This window comes from Butyrivibrio sp. XPD2002, assembly GCF_000423945.1.
In the GTDB taxonomy this organism is placed as follows: Bacteria; Bacillota; Clostridia; order Lachnospirales; family Lachnospiraceae; genus Butyrivibrio.
The window spans coordinates 147,297-168,108 of sequence record NZ_AUIY01000013.1 but is presented as its reverse complement, the minus strand read 5'-3'; the positions used below and the strand labels follow the sequence as shown (position 1 = coordinate 168,108).

At 38.9% G+C, this 20,812-nt stretch carries 23 protein-coding genes; 17 read left to right on the top strand and 6 right to left on the bottom strand.

Annotated features, from left to right (window positions below; translation table 11 throughout):
• Positions 1–51: 51 nt before the first annotated feature.
• From G587_RS0108730 to G587_RS0108720, 3 genes are all read right to left on the bottom strand, one after another.
• Positions 52–1,203 (bottom strand): IS91 family transposase, encoded by a 1,152-nt coding sequence (locus G587_RS0108730; RefSeq protein ID WP_026491914.1) that lies wholly within the window; start codon positions 1,201–1,203, stop codon positions 52–54.
• 1 nt (position 1,204) lies between these two features.
• Positions 1,205–2,074: a tyrosine-type recombinase/integrase gene (locus tag G587_RS22080; RefSeq protein WP_022757610.1), complete on the bottom strand. Its 870-nt coding sequence runs from the start codon at positions 2,072–2,074 to the stop codon at positions 1,205–1,207.
• Between the two features lie 410 nt (positions 2,075–2,484).
• A complete protein-coding gene (locus tag G587_RS0108720) occupies positions 2,485–2,847 on the bottom strand; it encodes a nitrilase-related carbon-nitrogen hydrolase (protein ID WP_026491913.1) in 363 nt (120 codons plus the stop codon).
• Positions 2,848–3,009: 162 nt separating this feature from the next.
• Here G587_RS0108720 and G587_RS0108715 point away from each other — a divergent pair, with 162 nt between their 5' ends.
• Entirely contained in the window at positions 3,010–3,324 is a 315-nt protein-coding gene (locus G587_RS0108715) for a hypothetical protein (RefSeq protein ID WP_026491912.1), read from the top strand.
• Positions 3,325–3,330: 6 nt separating this feature from the next.
• On the opposite strand, the gene G587_RS25850 is transcribed toward G587_RS0108715, so the two are convergent.
• Complete coding sequence (locus G587_RS25850; RefSeq protein WP_196812545.1) at positions 3,331–3,480, bottom strand: hypothetical protein; 150 nt, start codon at positions 3,478–3,480, stop codon at positions 3,331–3,333.
• 297 nt (positions 3,481–3,777) lie between these two features.
• Between G587_RS25850 and G587_RS0108710 the strand changes: the two genes are divergently transcribed.
• From G587_RS0108710 to G587_RS0108675, 8 genes are all read left to right on the top strand, one after another.
• The gene (locus tag G587_RS0108710) at positions 3,778–4,146 is read left to right on the top strand and encodes a hypothetical protein (protein WP_026491911.1); all 369 of its coding nucleotides are present in this window, start codon (positions 3,778–3,780) and stop codon (positions 4,144–4,146) included.
• Between the two features lies 1 nt (position 4,147).
• Positions 4,148–4,807, top strand: coding sequence for a CPBP family intramembrane glutamic endopeptidase (locus G587_RS24360; RefSeq protein WP_026491910.1), 660 nt, complete (start codon positions 4,148–4,150; stop codon positions 4,805–4,807).
• Positions 4,808–4,880: 73 nt separating this feature from the next.
• Positions 4,881–5,210, top strand: coding sequence for a hypothetical protein (locus G587_RS0108700; protein WP_026491909.1), 330 nt, complete (start codon positions 4,881–4,883; stop codon positions 5,208–5,210).
• Complete coding sequence (locus G587_RS25435; RefSeq protein ID WP_155829465.1) at positions 5,210–5,380, top strand: hypothetical protein; 171 nt, start codon at positions 5,210–5,212, stop codon at positions 5,378–5,380. Before G587_RS0108700 ends, G587_RS25435 begins: the two co-directional genes overlap by 1 nt.
• Positions 5,381–5,413: 33 nt before the next feature.
• Positions 5,414–5,599 carry a hypothetical protein gene (locus G587_RS0108690; RefSeq protein WP_026491908.1) on the top strand — a complete coding sequence of 62 codons (186 nt, stop codon included), beginning with the start codon at positions 5,414–5,416 and terminating at the stop codon, positions 5,597–5,599.
• 117 nt (positions 5,600–5,716) lie between these two features.
• Positions 5,717–6,034, top strand: coding sequence for a hypothetical protein (locus G587_RS0108685; RefSeq protein ID WP_026491907.1), 318 nt, complete (start codon positions 5,717–5,719; stop codon positions 6,032–6,034).
• 114 nt (positions 6,035–6,148) lie between these two features.
• The gene (locus G587_RS26005; protein ID WP_026491906.1) at positions 6,149–6,469 is read left to right on the top strand and encodes a hypothetical protein; all 321 of its coding nucleotides are present in this window, start codon (positions 6,149–6,151) and stop codon (positions 6,467–6,469) included.
• Positions 6,459–6,674, top strand: a complete 216-nt coding sequence (locus tag G587_RS0108675; RefSeq protein ID WP_026491905.1) for a hypothetical protein — start codon at positions 6,459–6,461, stop codon at positions 6,672–6,674. The genes G587_RS26005 and G587_RS0108675 overlap by 11 nt, the downstream gene beginning before the upstream one ends.
• 18 nt (positions 6,675–6,692) lie before the next feature.
• On the opposite strand, the gene G587_RS0108670 is transcribed toward G587_RS0108675, so the two are convergent.
• On the bottom strand, positions 6,693–7,700 hold the full coding sequence (locus tag G587_RS0108670) for a LacI family DNA-binding transcriptional regulator (protein WP_026491904.1): 1,008 nt from the start codon (positions 7,698–7,700) through the stop codon (positions 6,693–6,695).
• A gap of 275 nt (positions 7,701–7,975) precedes the next feature.
• Here G587_RS0108670 and G587_RS0108665 point away from each other — a divergent pair, with 275 nt between their 5' ends.
• From G587_RS0108665 to G587_RS0108630, 8 genes are all read left to right on the top strand, one after another.
• Positions 7,976–8,902 (top strand): ABC transporter permease, encoded by a 927-nt coding sequence (locus G587_RS0108665; protein ID WP_026491903.1) that lies wholly within the window; start codon positions 7,976–7,978, stop codon positions 8,900–8,902.
• Between the two features lie 10 nt (positions 8,903–8,912).
• A complete protein-coding gene (locus G587_RS0108660; protein ID WP_026491902.1) occupies positions 8,913–9,839 on the top strand; it encodes a carbohydrate ABC transporter permease in 927 nt (308 codons plus the stop codon).
• Between the two features lie 40 nt (positions 9,840–9,879).
• Positions 9,880–11,478 (top strand): ABC transporter substrate-binding protein, encoded by a 1,599-nt coding sequence (locus G587_RS0108655; protein ID WP_081679379.1) that lies wholly within the window; start codon positions 9,880–9,882, stop codon positions 11,476–11,478.
• A 132-nt stretch (positions 11,479–11,610) separates the two neighbouring features.
• Positions 11,611–13,992 (top strand): glycoside hydrolase family 2 TIM barrel-domain containing protein, encoded by a 2,382-nt coding sequence (locus G587_RS0108650; protein ID WP_026491900.1) that lies wholly within the window; start codon positions 11,611–11,613, stop codon positions 13,990–13,992.
• 76 nt (positions 13,993–14,068) lie between these two features.
• A complete protein-coding gene (locus tag G587_RS22070) occupies positions 14,069–17,125 on the top strand; it encodes a glycosyl hydrolase 53 family protein (protein WP_051200912.1) in 3,057 nt (1,018 codons plus the stop codon).
• A 452-nt stretch (positions 17,126–17,577) separates the two neighbouring features.
• Positions 17,578–18,570 (top strand): MATE family efflux transporter, encoded by a 993-nt coding sequence (locus G587_RS22060; RefSeq protein WP_330364424.1) that lies wholly within the window; start codon positions 17,578–17,580, stop codon positions 18,568–18,570.
• On the top strand, positions 18,554–18,709 hold the full coding sequence (locus G587_RS26850) for a hypothetical protein (protein WP_330364423.1): 156 nt from the start codon (positions 18,554–18,556) through the stop codon (positions 18,707–18,709). Before G587_RS22060 ends, G587_RS26850 begins: the two co-directional genes overlap by 17 nt.
• Positions 18,710–18,933: 224 nt before the next feature.
• Positions 18,934–19,896, top strand: a complete 963-nt coding sequence (locus G587_RS0108630) for a hypothetical protein (protein ID WP_155834188.1) — start codon at positions 18,934–18,936, stop codon at positions 19,894–19,896.
• Here the strand turns inward: G587_RS0108630 and G587_RS0108625 are convergent.
• A complete protein-coding gene (locus G587_RS0108625; RefSeq protein WP_022762002.1) occupies positions 19,884–20,777 on the bottom strand; it encodes a LysR family transcriptional regulator in 894 nt (297 codons plus the stop codon). The two genes, G587_RS0108630 and G587_RS0108625, sit on opposite strands and share 13 nt — an antisense overlap.
• Positions 20,778–20,812 lie beyond the last annotated feature (35 nt).

Sequence of the window (20,812 nt, the reverse complement as noted above, 5' to 3'; positions counted from 1 at the left end):
CAAAATAAGCCTTCGTTAAAAGGCTTGTCCATCGATATGAGATCCACTTATTCAACAAAGCATATATCTGCCATCTATACGAAAAGTGATGAGAGGCTCACCACATTTGGAACATTTGCAAATGTCATGGTTGTAAAGAATCTTGATCTTTTCAGCAGTTGTTTTTCCTCTGAGCTTAGATAAATACTGTTCACATCCGAGAAGATTTCTGCAGAGAGTCATTTTCTGAGATTTGCACCTACAGGCAAGGAGACCATAGTAGCGTATCCTTACAAATCCCTTAGGAAGTATGTGGAGTAGAAATCGCGATATGAACTTTTCTCCTGAGATTGTCATTGGCCTGTATTTACCATCTGTGCGATAGTCCTTTGCGCTGAAGGTTACATTATCAGAATCCATGCTCAGAATACGCCTGTTACTAATGGCAATCCTGTGAGTATATTTTCCAAGGTACTTAAAGACTTCCTGGGCTCCTTTAAATGTCCGCTTGGAATAGACAACCCAATCCATAGCGTAAAGCTTATTAAGAAGACTCTTGAATTCGTACTGATTCCTCAGTGCTTCTGCATTTCCTGTGTAGGATAGTTTATCGGATTCATGAAGGGATTTCAGCTCTTCCAGATAGTACTTTTTAAAAACAGCAGACATGACTTTTACCGGTAGAAAGAATTTATTTCCTTTGTCCTTCCAATGGTTCTTATCATCAAGCCCTCCTCCCAAAACTATCGTATGAATATGTGGATGGTAATTAAGCTTGGAACCCCATGTATGAAGGATGCAGATATATCCTATCTTTGCTCCAAAGTGTTTGGTATCCTTGGAAAGTTCTGACAGCGTTTTATTAGTTGCATGGTAAAGGGCATCATAAAGAAGCTTCTGATTAGCATAGATTAATGGATACAAAAGTCCAGGTACAGTAAATACAGTATGGAAATATGGCGCATCAAGCACATCTTCACGTCTTAAGTCTATCCACTCATCGACTTCCATTGCCTGGCACATAGGACAATGCCTGTTCTTGCATGAATTATAGTGAATAAATTTAGAATGACAGGATTCGCATTCACTCACATGGGCACCCATTGCTGCTGTACGACAGGACCTTATGCACTGAATTGCCCTGAACTGCTCATCAGAAAATGATCTGTCAGCAATCGTAGGAAGAAACTGTTCAAAAACATCCTGAATAGTTATTTTATCCATGTCAGTCTTCCTTTTTCTTTCTCTTGCGCTTCTTTTTCTTGGGAGTATCTAAAGGACTTTTAACACCCATGATGGCTTTGTTTGAAACATGGATATAAACCTGAGTAGAATTCGGAGATCTATGCCCGAGCATAGCCTGAACATACTCTCTGTCAGTATGATTCTCAATCAGATGAGTGGCGAAGGAATGGCGTAGCATGTGGGGATGCAGCTTGATACCAGCTTCTTTACCTATTCTTTTCATCATGATCTCTACACCGCCGACATGAAGCGGATTATGAGGATTCTTCAGTGTAACAAAAAGATAATCCCTCGGTACAGGATAGGAGCGCCAATACTGTTTTAAGAGATCTAAGGTTCTTTCTGAAAGAATAGTCCAATGATCTCCTCGATTTTTGCTGTTGCGTACGTGAACCTGCATAGTGCTCATGTAAATATCGCCAGGTGCAAGCCTGACAACTTCACCTGCACGTAGTCCTGAAGAATAGACAAGAGCTATTATGGCTTTGTTCCTGATGTTTTCAGCAGTGTCTATTAGTTTTTCAATTTCTTCCAAAGAAAGAGTTTGTGGTAATGTCCAATCAATCTTCATTCTGGGAACGATATCAAGATCCCACGGGATATGCAGCAGATGTTTATAAAAGAATGAGAGCGCAGAAGACATAGAATTGCAGTAACCGGGTGTTGCACCGTCATCCTTGCGTTCCAGAATGTAATTCCGGACATCATAAAGAGAGAGCTCTGAAATAGGCTTATCTCCAACCCAATCCAGGAACTTGGTAGTATGAAACTTATAGATAAAACACGTTCTTGGCGAAAGGTTTCTTATTTCGCATTCCTTTTCAATTTTTGTTAGAATTTCTTCGTACATAAAAACCTCCATAGTTAGTAGTAATCTGAAAGTTACCCTAACCATGGAGGCGGACGTTCCCAATGAAAGTGCTTGTATGAAGTAATGATAAATGATACGCTTTTCATGGCAGTAGTAGTGGTCTTGGTAATGTTCGGTTTTTGTGTGGTAACTTAAACATACATCATCATAGTTTCACTATCTACTGCTTTTTGAGTAAAAGAAACGCTGCGCCACAGCCTTGGCAGGCCGTCGCGCAGCGACTTAGTTCAATTTGAATATAAACGGTTAAGCAAATCGTTGTTTGTTGAGTAGAAACACTTTTGAAAAAAGAGATAAGCTGGTAGAAATGGATGAAAACAAATGGATATAAGAGCAAGGATAGAGGATACACGAAAAGGCTTTGAAGAAAGCTTTGCATCCGAAGATTTTTATAACAGGCAGACACAGGATGCGGAGCATCTGGAGAAAATCCTTGCGTTCATTAATGTAAGAGATGGAATGAGGATCCTTGATCTTGGATATATAATGTAGACATTCTTTTCCTTAGCCTTCTTGATAAGCGCCTGTGTGGAATCTCCATCAGGTACCACTTCAGCATTATCATGCTGGTAGGTATAATCACTAAGCGGCATAGCTCCGAGATCTGTCAGATATGCCTGTAGACTCTGTTCCGGGAAAACTACGAGATTAGCGCCATTTGAGGCAGCTTCATCGATATACTCCATATACTTCTTGAGATTAGTGGCTTTATCATACTCACAATGAATACAGCAGGTTGCAATCTTAGTCATAACAACTCCTCCTTTTGTCTGTCTACATTTGTTTATCTGAGCGGCCACTCAAGATTTGAATAATGAAAAAAGCGCCTATATTCCTGCTTTGGAATATCGACGCCCTTGTTGATAGTTGAAGTATATCACCATGAAATCCGCTGTCAACGGGGCTTTTTCAGGATGTTAAAAAACATCAAGCCCACGATTCCCATGTCTAGCACATTTTCCAAAGATATGGAAAATGCGCATTTTGACGAATTTAGGAAAGTAGAAATGAAGATGTTCACATTAGAACAAGTAAAGGACAATTTGCAGTTAGTAGCTGATGGATTCAGATTTAAGTATGAAGATCCTTCTAGCAGCAACGCAATTGAGCTTAACATAGGTGTTATGGAGAAAACACTTGATGAGCTGAAATGGCTTTTTTCCAAGATTGAGGAAACTAGCCCTGAGAACTGGGGACTTGATGCCGATCAAGAAGAAAATGCATTATAACCATTATCAGCGCACTAAAAGAGCCGGTTCTTCAACGGCTTCTTTTAGTGTCGCATCCCTTGGCTCAGGTGAAAAATAATCGCCGCCGCTGTAGATGACTCTATATTGATATCTTTGGGTGAAGCGAAAGCCGCCCTTGATATCTTTTACCCTCATAGTAGAACCGCAGAATCCGTTCTTCCGCTCCGGTAAAGCATCGCTACCGTGTCTGCTCTTTTCTTATGTTCTGATCGGATAATACTCCCGGAACTATCACAAAATTATCACAACATGTAAACGCAGGAATAATCAGTGCTTTCAGGGATTTATAGACATCTATTTCGCCTATCTGACAATGTATTTGCACTATCTCATTAAGTAAAATGAGCATATACAAAAGATTACTTCTATTACTGAGATTTTTACCATATAATTGAAGCTTGGGGGAATTTTATCATTTGGAGGGAAACAAGTATGACAAAAAGAAATGTTGGATGGGTTCTTGTTATCATCGGCTTATTCATGCTGTTCAAGATGGTACGCGTATCATCATTCGGATTCTACAGGATCGGCAGGGTAAGCACTTCTGCAATAGTTCTGGTTCTTCTTATAATTTCAGCAATAGCAGTAGTAGTTAATAAAAACAAATTTACATGGGGATGTTTTGTGATGTCGCTGTGCCTATTGGTTGTAGCGCTCGTTCTTGGAACAGAGCTATATTTTGCATATTCATCGCTTACAGACATCCTGCTTGTATTCGTTCCGGTAGTAGTTGGCACTGGACTCATCATCAAGAGCACTTTTGAGATGCATCATAAAAAAGCTAATAAGTATGAGTACTGATATGAAAAAATATCTTGAATTATATAGTAAAAGAATGTGCATGATAGCCCTATTCTATCTTATAAATTTTGGGCTATGGGAACTTATCGCACCAATTATTTCTGGTGAATGGGCATCATTCATGGTATACGTGTTACTCTTTGTGATTGTATTATTGATGTTTCACAAGGAGCTTAAAGATGAATTGCTTGAGATTGCTACTAGAAAATTGAAGGACGGGAGATTTTATCTGAGATGGCTGATTGTTTTGGTAATTGATTTAGCTCTGACTATGTTTGTTCTCTGGATAGCTAATACCTATTGTAATGCTATTCTGCCGGTTAATAATGAGAACGTAAAGAATCAGCTGAATGCAGTTCCTTTGGCATTTGGCGTGATACAGGGATGTGTATTTGCTCCCATAATTGAAGAAATGGTGTTTCGCTACAGCGTTATTGGCAGACCGGAAAGAAAATGCATGTGGCTTGTTCTTACAATGGTTTCCATTGTTTTATTTGACTGCATACATATCGTAGCTCCATTGGAATTCTTCTATTATCTGGCTCCGGCAGTTATCTTAACGCTGTTCTATGACTGGAATAAAAACATTTTTGCTTCCATATTGCTGCATTCATCGATTAATGTTGTTGGGTATTTGGCACTGCTGGCAGGGGTACTGTGATTAAGTGACATTGATTTAAACACTTTATCATACACATGAAATGACTATTACAAGAGGATATGAGGTTCGACACATGATTATATATGCAACCAGAGAGAGCATATGCAATGGAGACGATGATCAGAAAGCCATGGTCTTAGAGTATCAGGAGGGCGAAATGCTTTCTTCATTTCTCCGGCACAAAGTCGCAGCTTATCTTCCATATACAAGAAGCTTAACCGTATGGACTGTTTACATGGGGGCAAATGAAGACCAGGACTTAGCTGAACGAGAAAGCACCGAAAAGAAAGCGGCTTTTATTCATAAGGTTGAGAATCGTTGCACAAAGGTTGAAATACGCGGCGGAGACAGACCAGTAAGCAGTTTTGGAGTGGAAGAACTTTATTGCGCGGTATATAGGTAATGGTAGCAGCAATACACGCAATCCTTCTTTGTACCGGTAAACATTTTTCGAGAGATACAAAAAAGAAGATTGCAAGCCGTATATGCATTGGTGTTGGGATAGTATTACTTATTCTTGCTGGCGGATCAGCAGGAATAATTATCAATTATGCGGTAAAAATCTTTGGATGATGTACTGGACAAATGTAAAGGAGATCACTATAAATGGATGACAAAAATTCGAAAAATTTCATTCAGCCTGCAGTTTTAGGAATCCCTGTCGGATTGCTTGTTGCGGCTGTATCTATGAAGTATATGAGCCCAGTGTCCAGGTTTGTCTTTTTGATAGCCATTCTGGGACTGGCAGCTGATGCGCTATATTTTCTAAGTAAAAAAGGGAGTGATGAATGACGACCTGTCCATATTGCGGAAAAGAAATAAAGAAGGGAATACTCGCGGGATATATCAAATCTTTAGCCTGTAAAGAAGTATTGATACGGATATAAAATTATTGTCTGGAGGATGAGAATGACTAAAAAAATCTACATAAATTATAATCAAAATAGCTTCAATATTTCTGGCTTATTCCCTTATCATGGTGATCCTATACCTGAAGAGGCGTTAGATTATTATGGGCGCGGCCCTCTTAACAAATTCGCTGTTTTTGGAATCCTCTTAGAGGATGGAAAAGCTTATATGCTCATAAGAATGAGCAGAGACAGAGAGGACAGGATCATACCGGGATATTATTATTTCCTGGGATCTACCGTAGAATATAACTCTTATTCAAAAGATACTCTGGCAGAGATGGCTTACAACGCAGATATGACTATAGTACACAGCTAGACATAAGCAATGGGAAAGAAATAAAGGGATATGGCTCTATTATTGGAATGATAAAAGAAGCTATCAGCGTTTCATTAAAGGAACAAAAATCTTGAAACAAGGAAAAGGTTTGAAATGACTAATGTTATCATTCACGTTTGGGGATACGGTTATTTTATCCTGCCTATTATCTGCATTTTCACATTGATTCTTATTCGAAAAAGATGGATATACTCCATTTTTACAGTAACAATGTCGGCCGTATTTGCATGGATGGCATTACAAAATATCTATTACAGAGCTCAGTTTAGTGACGATGTGGGTGGCATTGCCTTAGCAATGATACTATTTCCAGGGCTCTACATTTTAATCGGGATAGTATTGCTGATTGTTGGCATGATTGTCCTTACATTAAAGAAGAAAAGGAGAATCGGAGAAGATACTAATGTTGATTAACAATGATGAACAGTATTGCGCTATATGGGACAGGGTCTATAACGAGCTTGGCTTTAAGCCTTCCTGCGATTACAGGGGGCATTCGCTTCGAGTGCCATTACCTTTTAAGCTGGAAGAACCATACGTTGTATACGGTTTTGATGATATGACAGACGATCAGATAGATCTTGTTACTGAGACGATGAAAAAGAGGCTTACTTTTTGATAGCGTAAATTATATCTGTTAAAAAGATCTGGTCGATTCTCTTAGGTGTATAGTATGCTCAACAGGTATAAAACGTCTGTTTTCGGTTCCGGAGAGCAGTCTGCACATTGCTTCACCAGCCTCAATTCCCATCTTTCTTGCGTCTACATGAGCTGCTGAAATTGTTGGAGAATGGTGGGAGAGCGCTTTACTGTCATAGCATGAAGCAAGAAGAATATCTTTAGGAACCGAGATTCCATTCTGGGTTAATATATCATATGTCCAAATCGTGGTTACTTCATCTCCGCAGATTATTCCATCTGCGCGTCTTTGTATCGCTGTTTCTACAGCAATTTTACAGGAACTAAAGCTTTCGATATCTTTGAATATAATATTGGGATTAGGTTCCAAACGATAATCGGTCATTCCCATGAGTACACCATCTAATCGATTTTTATTCACGGTATAATTTATATTCCCGCAAATAAAGGAAATGTTTTTACAACCGCAATTAACAAGATTTGAACAGAGCTCTCTACATGCCAGCAAATTGTTTGAATCAACCATCAACGCATTTTTTACACCAGATCCTACTACAACGACAGGGATATTTTTCTTCTTCAAATACGGGTGACTTTTTTCTCCGGAAATTGCGCGCAAAAAAATCACACCATCCAAATCTCCACGCTCAGCAGCAGGTCTTAATGGTTCATATTCATCAGTGTTACATAAAATCAGAAGTGTTTCATAGTTATGGTCAGCTAAAGCAGAAGCTGCTCCTAACAGACATTGATGAAAGAAATCTGATTCATAAAGCAAATCCCTTGCCATGACAACGCCAATATTATGACTATGATTAGTTGGCTGTATAAAGGTGTCAAGTCGCCTTTGTGATGGCGTCGAATACCCAAGTTCTTCAGCAATTTCAATAACTTTTTTTCTGGTTTCTTTTGAAACTCTCCCTGTGCCTGAAAGGGCTCGAGAAACAGTCGTGGTCGATATATTTAAAATTCTTGCTATTTCATTAAGGTTTGTCTTGTCATTCATAATGGTTTGATTATACGGAGTTGAAATATACTATTCAAGGGTTTTGCGCAAAAAAGCAACATAAAGCGCAATTTAAGCGCAAAATTGCGCAGGCCATAAATTTTTTTTGTATAAAATGCGGCATAGACATTTAAAAGATTGAAGGTTATTAAGCTAGAGAATAATGGTGATTTTTCCTAAACTTAATGTTAAGTAATACAGATGTTTGTGCACAACGTATATAAACGAAAGGAAATGTGATGTATTGAGTTCTGAATACATCTCACGGGGAATGTATGAAAAATAAGAAAAAGGGTTTTTTTTATAAGCTCTATAAGTACAGGGTGTATTTACTTATGTTATTGCCATCTGTGGCATACACTTTGCTTTTTGCATATTACCCAATGACTGGAATTGTAATGGCATTTAAGAAATATAACTATGGAGGTGGAATTTGGGGTAGTCCTTTTAATGGGTTAAAGAATTTTGAATTTTTCTTTAAATCCGGACAGGCTGGATTGGTGACGCGAAATACTGTTCTTTATAATATTGCATTTATAATACTTGGAACAATACTGCAGATTGCGGTTGCAATTTTTCTTACTGAAATCAGAAGCAAAAAGTTTCGAAAGATTTCTCAGTCTATGATGTTTTTGCCCTACTTTATTTCATGGGTAATCGTAGGTGTTATGGCGTTCAATCTATTTAGCTCAGATTTTGGATTTGTGAACCGAATTATAGCGTTATTTGGAGGAGAGAAAATTCCATTTTATACGTTGCCCCAGGTATGGCCACCTATCATAGTATTTTTTGCGCTCTGGAAAGGTGTAGGCTATGGGTCTGTCATGTATTTGGCAGCGATTATGGGAATAGATACTTCTATATATGAAGCAGCATCAATTGATGGCGCTAATGTATTTCAGAGAATCTTCAAAGTTACGATTCCTATGATAATGCCAACGACAGTAATACTGTTTCTGATGTCAGTAGGAGGTATTTTTAAGGGAAACTTTGATATGTTTTATAACCTTGTGGGAAGCAATGGATTATTGTTCAACTACACAGATGTTATAGATACATTGACGAACAGGGCACTTCTAACAAGCCAGGACTTTGGAATGGGTGCAGCTATTGGTTTATTTCAGTCAATTCTCTGCTTTGTAACTATTCTATTGGCTAATCATCTTGTGGGTCTATATGAAAAAGACTACACCTTGTTTTAAGGAGGCCTAAATGTCAGATCAGGTACATATTTCAAAAAGAGTTAAAACTGGAAAAGAAGTGATCATTCTAAACATTCTTGCATACAGTTTTTGCAGCATTATCTCAATCTTATGCCTTATTCCATTCATCATGGTTTTAACAGGCTCTTTATCTTCTGAGGAAGCGATAGTAAATAATGGTTTCAGCCTATTGATACAGGATTTTAGTCTGGATGCTTATAAGACAGTATTTAAAGATCCATTGGTTGTTGGAAAGGCGTATTTGGTCACAATTTTACTTACACTTGGCGGAACGGCAATAGGCTTGTTACTGCAGACAATGACAGCATATGTTCTTTCAAGGAAAGACTTCGAATGGAGAAATGGTTTTTCATTTTTCTTTTATTTTACAACTCTCTTTAGTGGAGGACTGGTGCCATATTACATGCTTATGACCATAACGCTAAAGCTCCAGGATAGTTATTTGGCATTGCTGCTTCCTATGATTTTTAGTGTTTACAACCTTCTCATAATGAAGAGCTATATTTCATCTGTTCCGGAATCACTAATGGATGCAGCGAAGATTGATGGATGTGGCGAGTTTGCGATTTTGTTTAAGGTTGTAATGCCCTTAATCAAACCGGCCTTGGCGACAGTAGGTCTTTTCATAGCTCTTGCATATTGGAATGATTGGTACAATGCAATGCTTTATATAAAGAGTGAAAGCAAATATCCTCTTCAATATTTCCTGTACAGGCAGGTAAACAACATTGAAGGATACAAAAAAATGCTCACAAATTCAGGTGTTAGCAGTTCTGTTATTAATTCAGTAAACTTACCGACACAGACGCTTAAGATGGCTTTAACAATAGTGGTAACAGGTCCTATTGTGCTGGCATTTCCGTTGGTTCAGAAATATTTTGTTCAGGGAATCACAATTGGTGCAGTAAAGGGCTAAATGATAAAGATTAAGTATTTCATAGTTTAAGGAGGATGTAATGAAAAAACGGGTATTATCAGTTTTATTGGCATTGGGGATGACATGTGGAATCGTTTCAGGATGCGGTAGTCAGGCGAAAAATGAAGTCTCAGAAGCGCCTGCAGATCAGTTAGGCGAGTCTGCAGATTCAGGCGAAGCATCAGAATCAGACGAGGCAACTGGTCAGGTTCCAGATACATCTGAACACGTTGACTTAAAAATGTATCTTATAGGTGATAGAACAGCTGACTTTGATGAAGTATATGGCAAAATCAATGAGATACTGGAGAAAAAGCTCAACTGTTCTCTTTCAGTGGACTTTTTGTCCTGGGGCGATCATGATACAAAATATTCACTTTTATTCTCTTCACAGGAAGACTTTGATCTGATATTTACAGCATCAAGCTGGTGCCATTATGAGCAGACAGCGGCACTCGGAGGATTTTATCCTTTATCAGAGGATTTCATAAAGACCTATGCACCTGATATTTGGAATGTAGTACCGGAAATGGCTTGGGAACAGGCAAAAATCAATGGCAATATTTACATGGTACCAAATTACCAGAATGAATTTGGTCAGGATGTAATGACTATCCGTGGCGATTTGATGGAAAAATATGGCATTGAAAAAATAACAAACTGGGATGAACTTGTAGAGTTTTATAAGGCTTGTGCTAATGATGGATTTTATGCGAGCCAGGGTGGCCCCAATTATCAATATTTCCAAAACAAAGGATATACAATAACAGGTGGTGCACCTCATGGTGGTGAAATGATTCTATACAATACACAGGATCCAAGTGATTTATCATTTACATATCTTCTTGACTGGGATGGATTTGCAGATTACTGCAAGCAGGTAAAAGAACTTGCTGATATGGGAGCATGGTCATCTGATGTTTTGAATTCAACTGAAGAGCGTCAGGTTGGTCTTTTGAATGGGAAAACTGCAACACTTGCCTGGAATCTTGGAAGCTGCAGAAATTATGGAAGACAGGCAGAGACTGAGCATCCTGAATGGAACGTAACGATCGTTGATCCGGTATCATCACAGCCCAAGAAGGTTAACTCATATATCAATAATGGTGTGGCTATCAATAATAACAGTAAGAACAAAGAAAGAGCTATGATGGTGCTTAATGAGTTCTACACAAACCCTGAGGTGTACGATCTTGCTATGCTTGGAATAGAAGGGAAGCACTGGGAAGCTGTAGGAGATGACCAGTATAAGATAATTGATGAAACAAACTATGGAGTAAGCTCAAACTGTAATTGGGGCTGGAATAATATGACTATTACACGTACGGAGTATATCGAGAACAAAACAGAAGTAGATAAAGTATATGATCAGCTTGATGAAGCATTTAACGCAAATATAAAACCTGATCATATCTATGATGGCTTTAATTTTGATTCGACAAATGTATCAACGCAGTTTGCTGCTGTTGAGGCTGCTGTAGATATTTATTATGGACCACTTGTAAACGGTCTTGTAGACGATGTAGATGCGTCAATTGCTGAATTTAGTGCGGCTTTGGAAAATGCAGGAATCAGAGATATTATTGCAGAACTTGAATCCCAGGCAGAGGCATATGTTGCTGAGAAACAGGGAAATTAATTATGTAATATTGGTACAAAATGACTGTGAGATCAAAAAGGTAGAAATTATTCCGAAGTATTTAACTTATGACAACCTGGAGGGAGCAGTAGTTTTACTGCTCCCTTTTTAAGAGAATTTTAGGGAGAAACGATGAATTTAAAAGATGCCAAGATAATAAATGAAGAATGGAAATTTATATGTGAAGATTGTAGCAACGGTGAGTTTGCCCAAATTGATTATCGCGATGAAGGCTGGGATCATATAGAGCTTCCACACGATTGGGATACATATTTTGCACCAAAGAAAGAGAACAGGAGCGGGGCAGGTGGCGGCTATGCTCATGCCGGAATTGGCTGGTATAGAAAAAAAATAAAGATTTCCAAGGATGATTTACTAAAGCATGTTGAGCTCATTTTTGAAGGAATATACATGGAAAGTGAGATATACATAAATGGCTTAAAGGCAGGAAGTCAGTCATATGGATATTCTACATTTGTGGTAGATATAACAGATAAACTGGTTGAGGGAGATAATCTCATTTCAGTAAGAGTAAATAATAGCAAGCAGCCTAATAGCAGATGGTATACAGGCTCGGGTATATATAGAGACGTGTATATAAGAAAAACATCAAGGCAATGCCTGGATTACTTTGGTATAAAAGTCGAAACAGCCGAAGTGACTGATGATGAAAAAATGGCTATTCTTGATGTAAAGAGCAGCGCTATTAACTATGAGAAAGAAAAAAAGGATGTTGTAATAAAGTGGCAGCTCTTGGATAAAAAGGGACAGCTTTCATGCAAGGCTGGTGCAACACTTTGCCTTGATTCAAATGAAACATCACAGGCTGCAACAAGAATGTTTGTTCAGAGACCAATTTTATGGGAAATAGACAAACCATATCTTTACACATTTGTAACTCAGGTATTCTGTGATGGAGAGCTTCTGGATGAACGCAGAGAAAGTGTTGGTATACGAACAATAGCTTTTTCCTGTGATGAAGGGTTTAAGCTGAATGGAGAAAAAATAAAGATTAAAGGCGTTTGTCTTCATCATGACAGTGGCTTGTTTGGATCTGCATTCTATAAGGATATCTGGGAAAAACGTCTGAATACGTTAAAGGACATGGGAGTAAACGGTATCAGGTGTTCACATAACCCACCGGCACCGGGATTTCTTGACTTGTGCGACAGCATGGGATTTGTGGTAATGGACGAGATTTGTGACGAATGGATGCTTGGAAAGAATAAAAATGAAAACTATTTTTCAGAAGAGCCTTCGTACGGTTTTAGTCAATTTTTCTGTAAAGATGTAAAAACGGAATTACAGAGAATGATAAGACGTGATTATAATCATCCATCAGTAATTCTGTGGAGTATAGGAAATGAGATCCCTGAACAGGCTTTCACAGATGGTCCTAAGATAGCTAAGTTTCTATCTGATATAGTTCATGAAGAAGACAGCAGCAGGTTAACAACAAGTGCTTGTGATAACATCGCATCTCTTCCGGGGATTGAAACCAAACAGGAATTTATGAATGAGATAGATGTAGTTGGCTATAACTATGTAGGAAGATGGAGAGAGAGAGCGGAAAGATTCTATGAAGATGATAAGCTTGTATATCCTGACAGGATAATGATAGGCTCTGAGAATCCTTCTGTGTGTGGAGATAGAGGCGACTATAGCCAGACAAGAGACTTTAATGACAACTATATTACTGCATCGCTTACACATGAAGCACTCTGGAGATTTACAGCAAGCAGGGATTATGTTGCCGGTGACTTTATCTGGACTGGGATAGATTATCTTGGTGAGTCGCATTGGCCAAGAAGAGGAGCTAATTTTGGAGCAATTGATACAGCCGGTTTCAAAAAGGATGCTTATTACTATTTCAGGTCTATCTGGAATGAAAAAGATATAACTCTTCATTTGCTTCCTCACTGGAATTTTGAGGGCGAAGAGGGCACTTTTAAAACAGTAATATGTTATACCAACTGTGAGAGAGTAAAGCTATATATTAACGATAAGCTTATTTCAGAAAAAGCGAGCGCCCCATGCCCAAGATATGGAGCCATGAATAGCTGGGATGATGAACTCAGACGTTTTCGCCCAACTACAGGTGATCTTCATCTTACATGGGATGTACCTTATGAACCCGGTGTATTAAGAGCAGAAGGTTATATGGGGGATAAAGTTGTTAAGACTTGCGAAGTTGTTACAACAAAAAAGCCATCATCCTTAGAAGCATCGGTGGAAAAGGCAGGTGAATTCTATCTTGTGGAGATAACAGCGAGAGATGAAGATGGCAGAGCTGTCCCTGATGTAGACAGCCTGATAAGTGTAGTTTGCTCTGATAACGTTGAGTTTATTGGAATGGACGCCGGAAATATGCAGGACCTTTCAGGATATAAATCCGATAAAAGAAATATGCTTGCAGGGAAATTACTTGCCGCTTTTAAAAAGAAAAACAAAGAGGAAACGGGGAGTGTTTTATTATCATCTGAAGGCTTAAACAGTGTAAATATTGAATTCTAACTATTTATAAAGGATGAAGGAGCTGTGTGATATTTAACAAATTAGTTATGCAGGTATAGCAAAAGGGAGGATTACAATGAAAAGCGGCAGATTTAATGGAAATGTTGTTACGTACATAAGTGCAGCGATGGCAGTTATGATGATTACCGGACAGACCGGGATTACAACTTATGCGACCGGAGAAGCAGAAGGCACAGAGGATTCCTTTTCATTAGATGCAAATGTTTCTGATGGTAATGCGGAAGAAGAAAAGGAAATTAAGTGGAAGGATACCGGACTCGTAAAAAACGGTGATTTTGAAAACGGAGATACAACCGGATGGGATGTTTCTTTTGAAGGCGCTGATGGTGATGTGTCAGGTTACAAAATTAAGATGGATGAATGGGCAAAAAATAATACTACATCATTTTTTAATTATTGGAATAATAATTCAGAAGCGGAGGAGATGAGTTTATCGCAGACTATTTCAGGGGTTTCGGCAGGAACCTATAAACTCTGTTTTGATGCAGATGGAGCAGAGGCAGATTCTGGTTTGGCAGCAACTGTATCTGGTGTATCCTGGAATATTACAACCTGTGGCTGGGATAACTGGAGCACCTATGAAACAGAGGCATTTACATTAACAGATGAAATGACAGATCTTACTATTGCCTTTTCGGGGCATATAAATAGTTCGTACTGGGGCGATATTGATAATGTCAGACTTTATACTGTCAATAATAGTAGTAACGAAGGTTCGGATGATGGTTCTGACCAGAACGATACGCCCGATGAAACAGAAAACAATCAAAATGATGAAGAGGATACTCAGATGGATAACCAGGATCCTGTACAGGATGAACCCGCAGTGGAGGCGGAGATTTTTGTAAATAAGGTCGAAGGATGCGATGAGAACTTCATTACCGGTGTTGATGTCAGCTCCTATGTTGCTCTGAAGAATGGAGGAGTGAAATACTATGATTACGATGGCAATGAGCTGGATGATCAGGGATATTTCAATTTCCTTCATGACTGCGGCGTTAATTATGTGAGAATCCGTGTATGGAATGATCCTTACGATGAAAATGGTAATGGATATGGTGGTGGTACCTGCGATCTGGCTAAGGCTATACAGATAGGCCAGTGGGCAACCGGCGCAGGGATGAAGGTTCTTATAGATTTTCACTATTCTGATTTCTGGGCAGACCCCGGGAAGCAGACAGCACCTAAAGCTTGGAAGAATATGGATGTCGATGCTAAAGCAACTACACTAAAACAGTTTACAATTGACAGCCTTAAAGATCTTATTAACAGTGGTGTTAATGTTGGAATGGTTCAGGTAGGCAATGAGACTAATAACGGTATTGCCGGTGAAAAAAGCTGGGATGGAATGCTCAAAATGTTTGCAGCTGGTGCAGAAGCCGTAAGAGAAGTGTCTAAGGACATTTTGGTTGCAGTACATTTTACCAATCCTGAAGGTGGCAGATATGATTATTATGCATCTCAGCTTAAGAATGTTGATTATGATGTTTTTGCATCATCTTATTATCCTTATTGGCATGGAACGCTCGATAACCTGAAAAATGAACTGTCCGCCATTGCCAATAACTATGGTAAAAAGGTAATGGTTACCGAGACTTCATATGTATACACACTCGATGACGCTGATGGTTGCGCAAATACTGAAACACAAGAGGACTATGATGCAGGAAAAGAGCCTTTTAACTTCGATGTATCTCCTCAGGGACAGGCAGATTCCGTAAGAGGGGTAGTTGATGCAGTTGCGTCGATAGAAAATGGCATTGGAGTTTTTTACTGGGAACCTGCATGGCTACCTGTAAATATGCATGGTGAATCAGGAGATGAAGTAGCAATATCTATAGAAGCCAATAAAGATAACTGGGAAAATTATGGTACAGGTTGGGCCAGCTCCTATGCCAGGGATTATGACATAGGGGTACAGGAATATGGCGGAGGCGGCGCCGTTGTGGAAAACGAAGCATGGTTTGACTTCTATGGACATCCGTTAGCATCTGCAAAAATGTACAGCTACATGAGAACAGGTGCAAAGGCTAAGTTAAGGTTAAATGGTGTTGATGTTAATGCTGTAGAAGCCGTAATTGATGAAGAAATAAAGCTGCCTGAAACAGGTACTGCTAAATACAATGATGGCACAACCAAAGAAGTAAATATTGTTTGGTCCGAAGAGGATATAAAAACGGCAATGGAAAGCGGAGCCGGAGTCTATATGATATCAGGAACTGCAGATGTTGACGGAGGCGTTGCAGTATCCTGCAAGCTGACAATAAAGCCTATGAATTTCCTTGCTAACCCCGGATTTGAAGAAGGAGATAAGGGCTGGACAATTACATCTGATGTATCCACAAGCGAAATTGCAATCAAGCAGGATTCATCCAATGTTCATACCGGTGAGTGGTGCATGAAATTCTGGTATGGAACAGCATTTAAGTTTAACGTTGAGCAGGAGGTTACTCTAAATAAAGGCATATACAGTCTTAGCGCTTTTGTTGAAGGTGGCGATGCCGGCGAAAATGATGAGTTCAAATTATATGCCATACTTAATGGTGAAGAGAAATCAGCCCAGGCAGGCGTGACAAAATGGCAGGAATTCCAGAATCCTACGATAGATAATATAGAAATAACCGAGGATGGAACCAGGCTTACAATTGGAGCAAGTACAAATGCTTCAGCCGGTTGCTGGGGAGCATGGGATGATTTTGCTCTTTGGAAGACCGGAGAAATAGCTTCAGCACCTGAAAAAGTAGATACAGATGATAAACAGGATAATAGCGCAGATATAAATGATGCGCAGCCCTCACAGCGAACTGTAGTAAATGATGAAAAGGCAACTACAGTCAAGGCTCAGAGTGAGAGTGAAGTTGTAAAGGTTACAAAGGTTAAGCTAAACAAAAAAAAGAAGACCCTTAAGATAGGGAAAAAATATAAGCTTAAGGCAACAGTTAAACCCTATAATGCCACAAATCAAAAGGTGTCCTGGAAGAGCAGTAATAAAAAGGTTGCACGTGTCAGTCGCAGCGGAAAAGTTACAGCTGTTTCAAAGGGCAAGGCAACAATTACCGTCACTACAAAGGATGGTAAGTTCAAGGCAAAGTGTAAAATAATAGTAAAATGACAATATAGCGCAATATAAAAAACGTATAATAGGATCCTATCGCACCAATGGAAAAAGAGGCTTACTTTTTGATAGCGTAAATTATATCTGTAAACATCAAAAGCCGCTATAAGGCTGTTACAGTCTAGCTTATCCAATCAAGTGGAAAGCCGATATTACTTGGCGGCTGTTGCTGAATCGTAATAACAGTTGTCAGCCTTTTGATGCAGCATGTAATGGGAATATGGTAAAAAAAGATACCAATACATACAAAGGCGCATGAAATTTTCAAAATAGATAATTTTTTTGTCAAATCTAACTATTACGTGAGCCTAAAAAAATCAGTATTATAATCAAGTAATTGAATGTTGCCCGATGGGCTGACGATTTATTAATACTAGGTTGTAACCGAACACGTGTAAGTGAAGACCTCGCTTACCGTGTTCTTTTTTATGGTTTTTAAGGAGGTAAAAATGATTCAGAACGCAAACAACTACCTGGCAGAAGAGAGGATAGGGAAGCTTCTTCTAAAGTTTTCAATTCCCTGCATTATGTCGCTTCTTGTATCGTCACTTTATAACATAGTGGATCAGATTTTCATTGGAAGAGGCATAGGATATCTTGGAAATGGTGCAACAAACGTTGTTTTTCCTATCACAGTTATATCACTTGCGATTGCTCTGATGCTTGGTGATGGCGCCGCTGCATATCTTAGCCTTTGTCAGGGTAAAAAAGATGTTAAGTCCGGAAATAAGAGCATGGGCAATGTTGTAATGCTTCTTGTGGTATCCGGAGTTATAATGGCCGTTCTTTTTGCTGCATTTAAGTCACAGATTCTTACAGCATTTGGAGCTACCAAGAACAACCTTCCATATGCCAATGAGTACTTTGATTATATCATTTTAGGAATTCCTTTCTTTGTTGTGGGGAATGGCCTAAATTCCATAATCAGAGCTGATGGAAGCCCCAAATTTGCCATGATTACAACCCTTGTGGGATGCATAATTAATGTGATTTTAGATCCTATAGCTATTTTTGCTCTTCATATGGGAATGATGGGCGCTGCTATTGCGACCATAGCCGGTCAGATTGTTACAGCAATCTGCGGAATAGTATATATTCTTTTCAGAGCCAAGACCTTTAAGCTCGCATGGAATAACATGATTCCTAATATGGCCGTAATAGATAATTTTGTTCCTCTTGGAATAAGCAGTTTCTTAACTCAGATCTCTATCGTAGTAATCATGGGTGTAATGAACAATGTTCTTGTTAAATATGGAGCAATGTGCAGTTCTTTCATTCAGGCTTTTCCTTTCGATGATCATTTTGACATGCATCCAGAAGTCTACCAGTGTTTTCCTTCAGTCTCTTGGAAAACCTGCAATGGCTATGGGGCTGTCATTACTCAGGGACTTTGTATTAAGCGTTCCGCTTGCTATCGTTCTTCCTATGTTATTTGGAGTTGAGGGAGTTCTTTTCTCAGCTCCTGTAGCGGACATTGTAACATCAGTAGCTGTTGTTCTGACGGCAAGAAGTGTAATTAAGGAGCTTGACGCAAAGAGCACTATTGTAGAAACAGCTGCCGAAAAAGCACAAGCGGCTTGATTTGCAAAGCCACTTGCTTGGAATAGTAACTTTTATTTACTATATATGCTTAATTCTTTTGCAGATCCTGATTAAAATTGACTAAAGGAGTGAATAGCTGTGAAACGAAAAACAACAGACGAGACCCTTGCGGAGTCTTTCTTTGAAAGAGTGTCAGTAAATGTGCTATTTTTAAGTAAGGAGGAATCGCGATCATCACATTGATTGCATGTTTTTTATAGAATATGTATAGAGTCAAGAGAATAATACCATACGCTTGTACAGTTCTGTTAGTAGCGCTGATGACACTATTTGCAGAAACTTTAAATGAGAAGGAGATTATATTTCCTGAGATAACAGCATTAGCAGTTGGATATATGGTGGCAAAAAATAGAAGCTGGAAGGTTAATGGAAAGCGTATGCTTTCACTGATAACAGGCTGTGCGATAATAGGAGTGTGCATTGTAAGATTTGTTCCGTTTGATACGTATATCGAAGTGATTTTGGCATTCACAATCGCTCAGGTAATCTTTATGTTTTCAGGAACCACGTTTGCACCATTTGTCTCAGCAATAGTGCTCCCGGTGATGATGCATACTACAAGTATAGTGTATCCTATAGCTGCATTTGTACTGACATTACTTGTAATATTGTTTCATAAACTTTTTCTATTTCAGGGAATCCGAGCAGATGAGGAATATGTTCCTGTGATGCTGAATTCCAGGGACGATATGGTAGATACTTCCATTAGAATCCTTTGTGTGACAGTAATAGCCGGTGTTGCATTCAGAACGGGTTATAGATTTGTTGTGGCACCTCCGTTACTTGTGGCATTTACTGAGTTTTCCAGGCCAAGGAACAAAACAAGAAATATGCCAGTCAAAACGGTGGCAGTGATAACTGTGTGTGCCATAATTGGTGTGATTTCAAGATATTTCTTTGCTATTTGGATAGGGCTTCCTATTACGATTTCAGCAATTGTTGCTACAAGTGGTATGCTTATCGTTATTCATTTTACTAAGATGTATATGCCACCGGTTGGCGCTATTACCATGCTGAGCATGATAATATCTGAAAGCGTACTAATCACATATCCGATTCAGATTTTTGTAGGAAGTAGCTTGATTCTTTTTCTGTCCCGGATGATTTTCATGAGACGGCAGGATAACAAGCTTTATGAAAAAGAACATGAACTTCATGCAGAATGAGTTATAGGTTGTATTTCCTCACATATTGCACGGATCTCTTCACTGAAAACAGTATCTTTGGGCCAGATGAAGGTAAAATCATGTTTTACCCTAAAGTCGTCAAGGGGGATTGTTTTCAGATATCCGGACTGCAGTCCTGATGCAACCGCTGCTTTATATAAAAAGGTGATGCCACAATCTTTTTCAATAAGGCTTATTATGGCATGCATGTTCTCCACCTGGGTAAAATTCCTAAAATCACTTGTGGAGTAATTGTTCAGGGCAAGAGCTCTTTCCAATATATTGCGCGTTCCTGAACCGGGTTCTCTTATAAGAATTCGCTCGGGAAAGAGATCTTTTATCACGCGTGGCTTCTGATTGAAAGAGTGCTTTGCCGAACAGACAGGAACGAACTCTTCTTTGCTAAAAAGCAGCGTTTCATAATCATTTTCAGGGAAATATCCTTCTACAAGTGCAAAATCTATAACCCCGTCGGAGAGTTTTTTAAGAAGCTCCGATGTGTTGCCAAATGTAATCTTAAGATTAGTATCCGGGTGATTTTTTATGTAATCACTGATCGGATCAGCAATTATGTATTCTCCTATGGTCATGGTGACACCAAAAGAGATGTCTTTTAAGCCATGGTTATTCTTTGAAAGTATTTCTTTGAGACTTTCATCATCATTTTTTATCTGATTCATTTTTTTATACAGGAGTTTTCCGTTGTCAGTTAGAAAAAGTTTTTTTCCATCCTGAGTAAACAGCTTTGTCCCGTATTCATTTTCAAGATGATGTATGTGCTGAGAAACAGCGGGCTGAGTAATATTCAGCTCCTTAGACGCCTTGGTGAAATTGAGGTGTCTGCAAACGCATAGGAAGGTATCTATTCTGAAATCCAGCATAATTAGTTCTCCCTAACGATAAGAAATGTTTATGG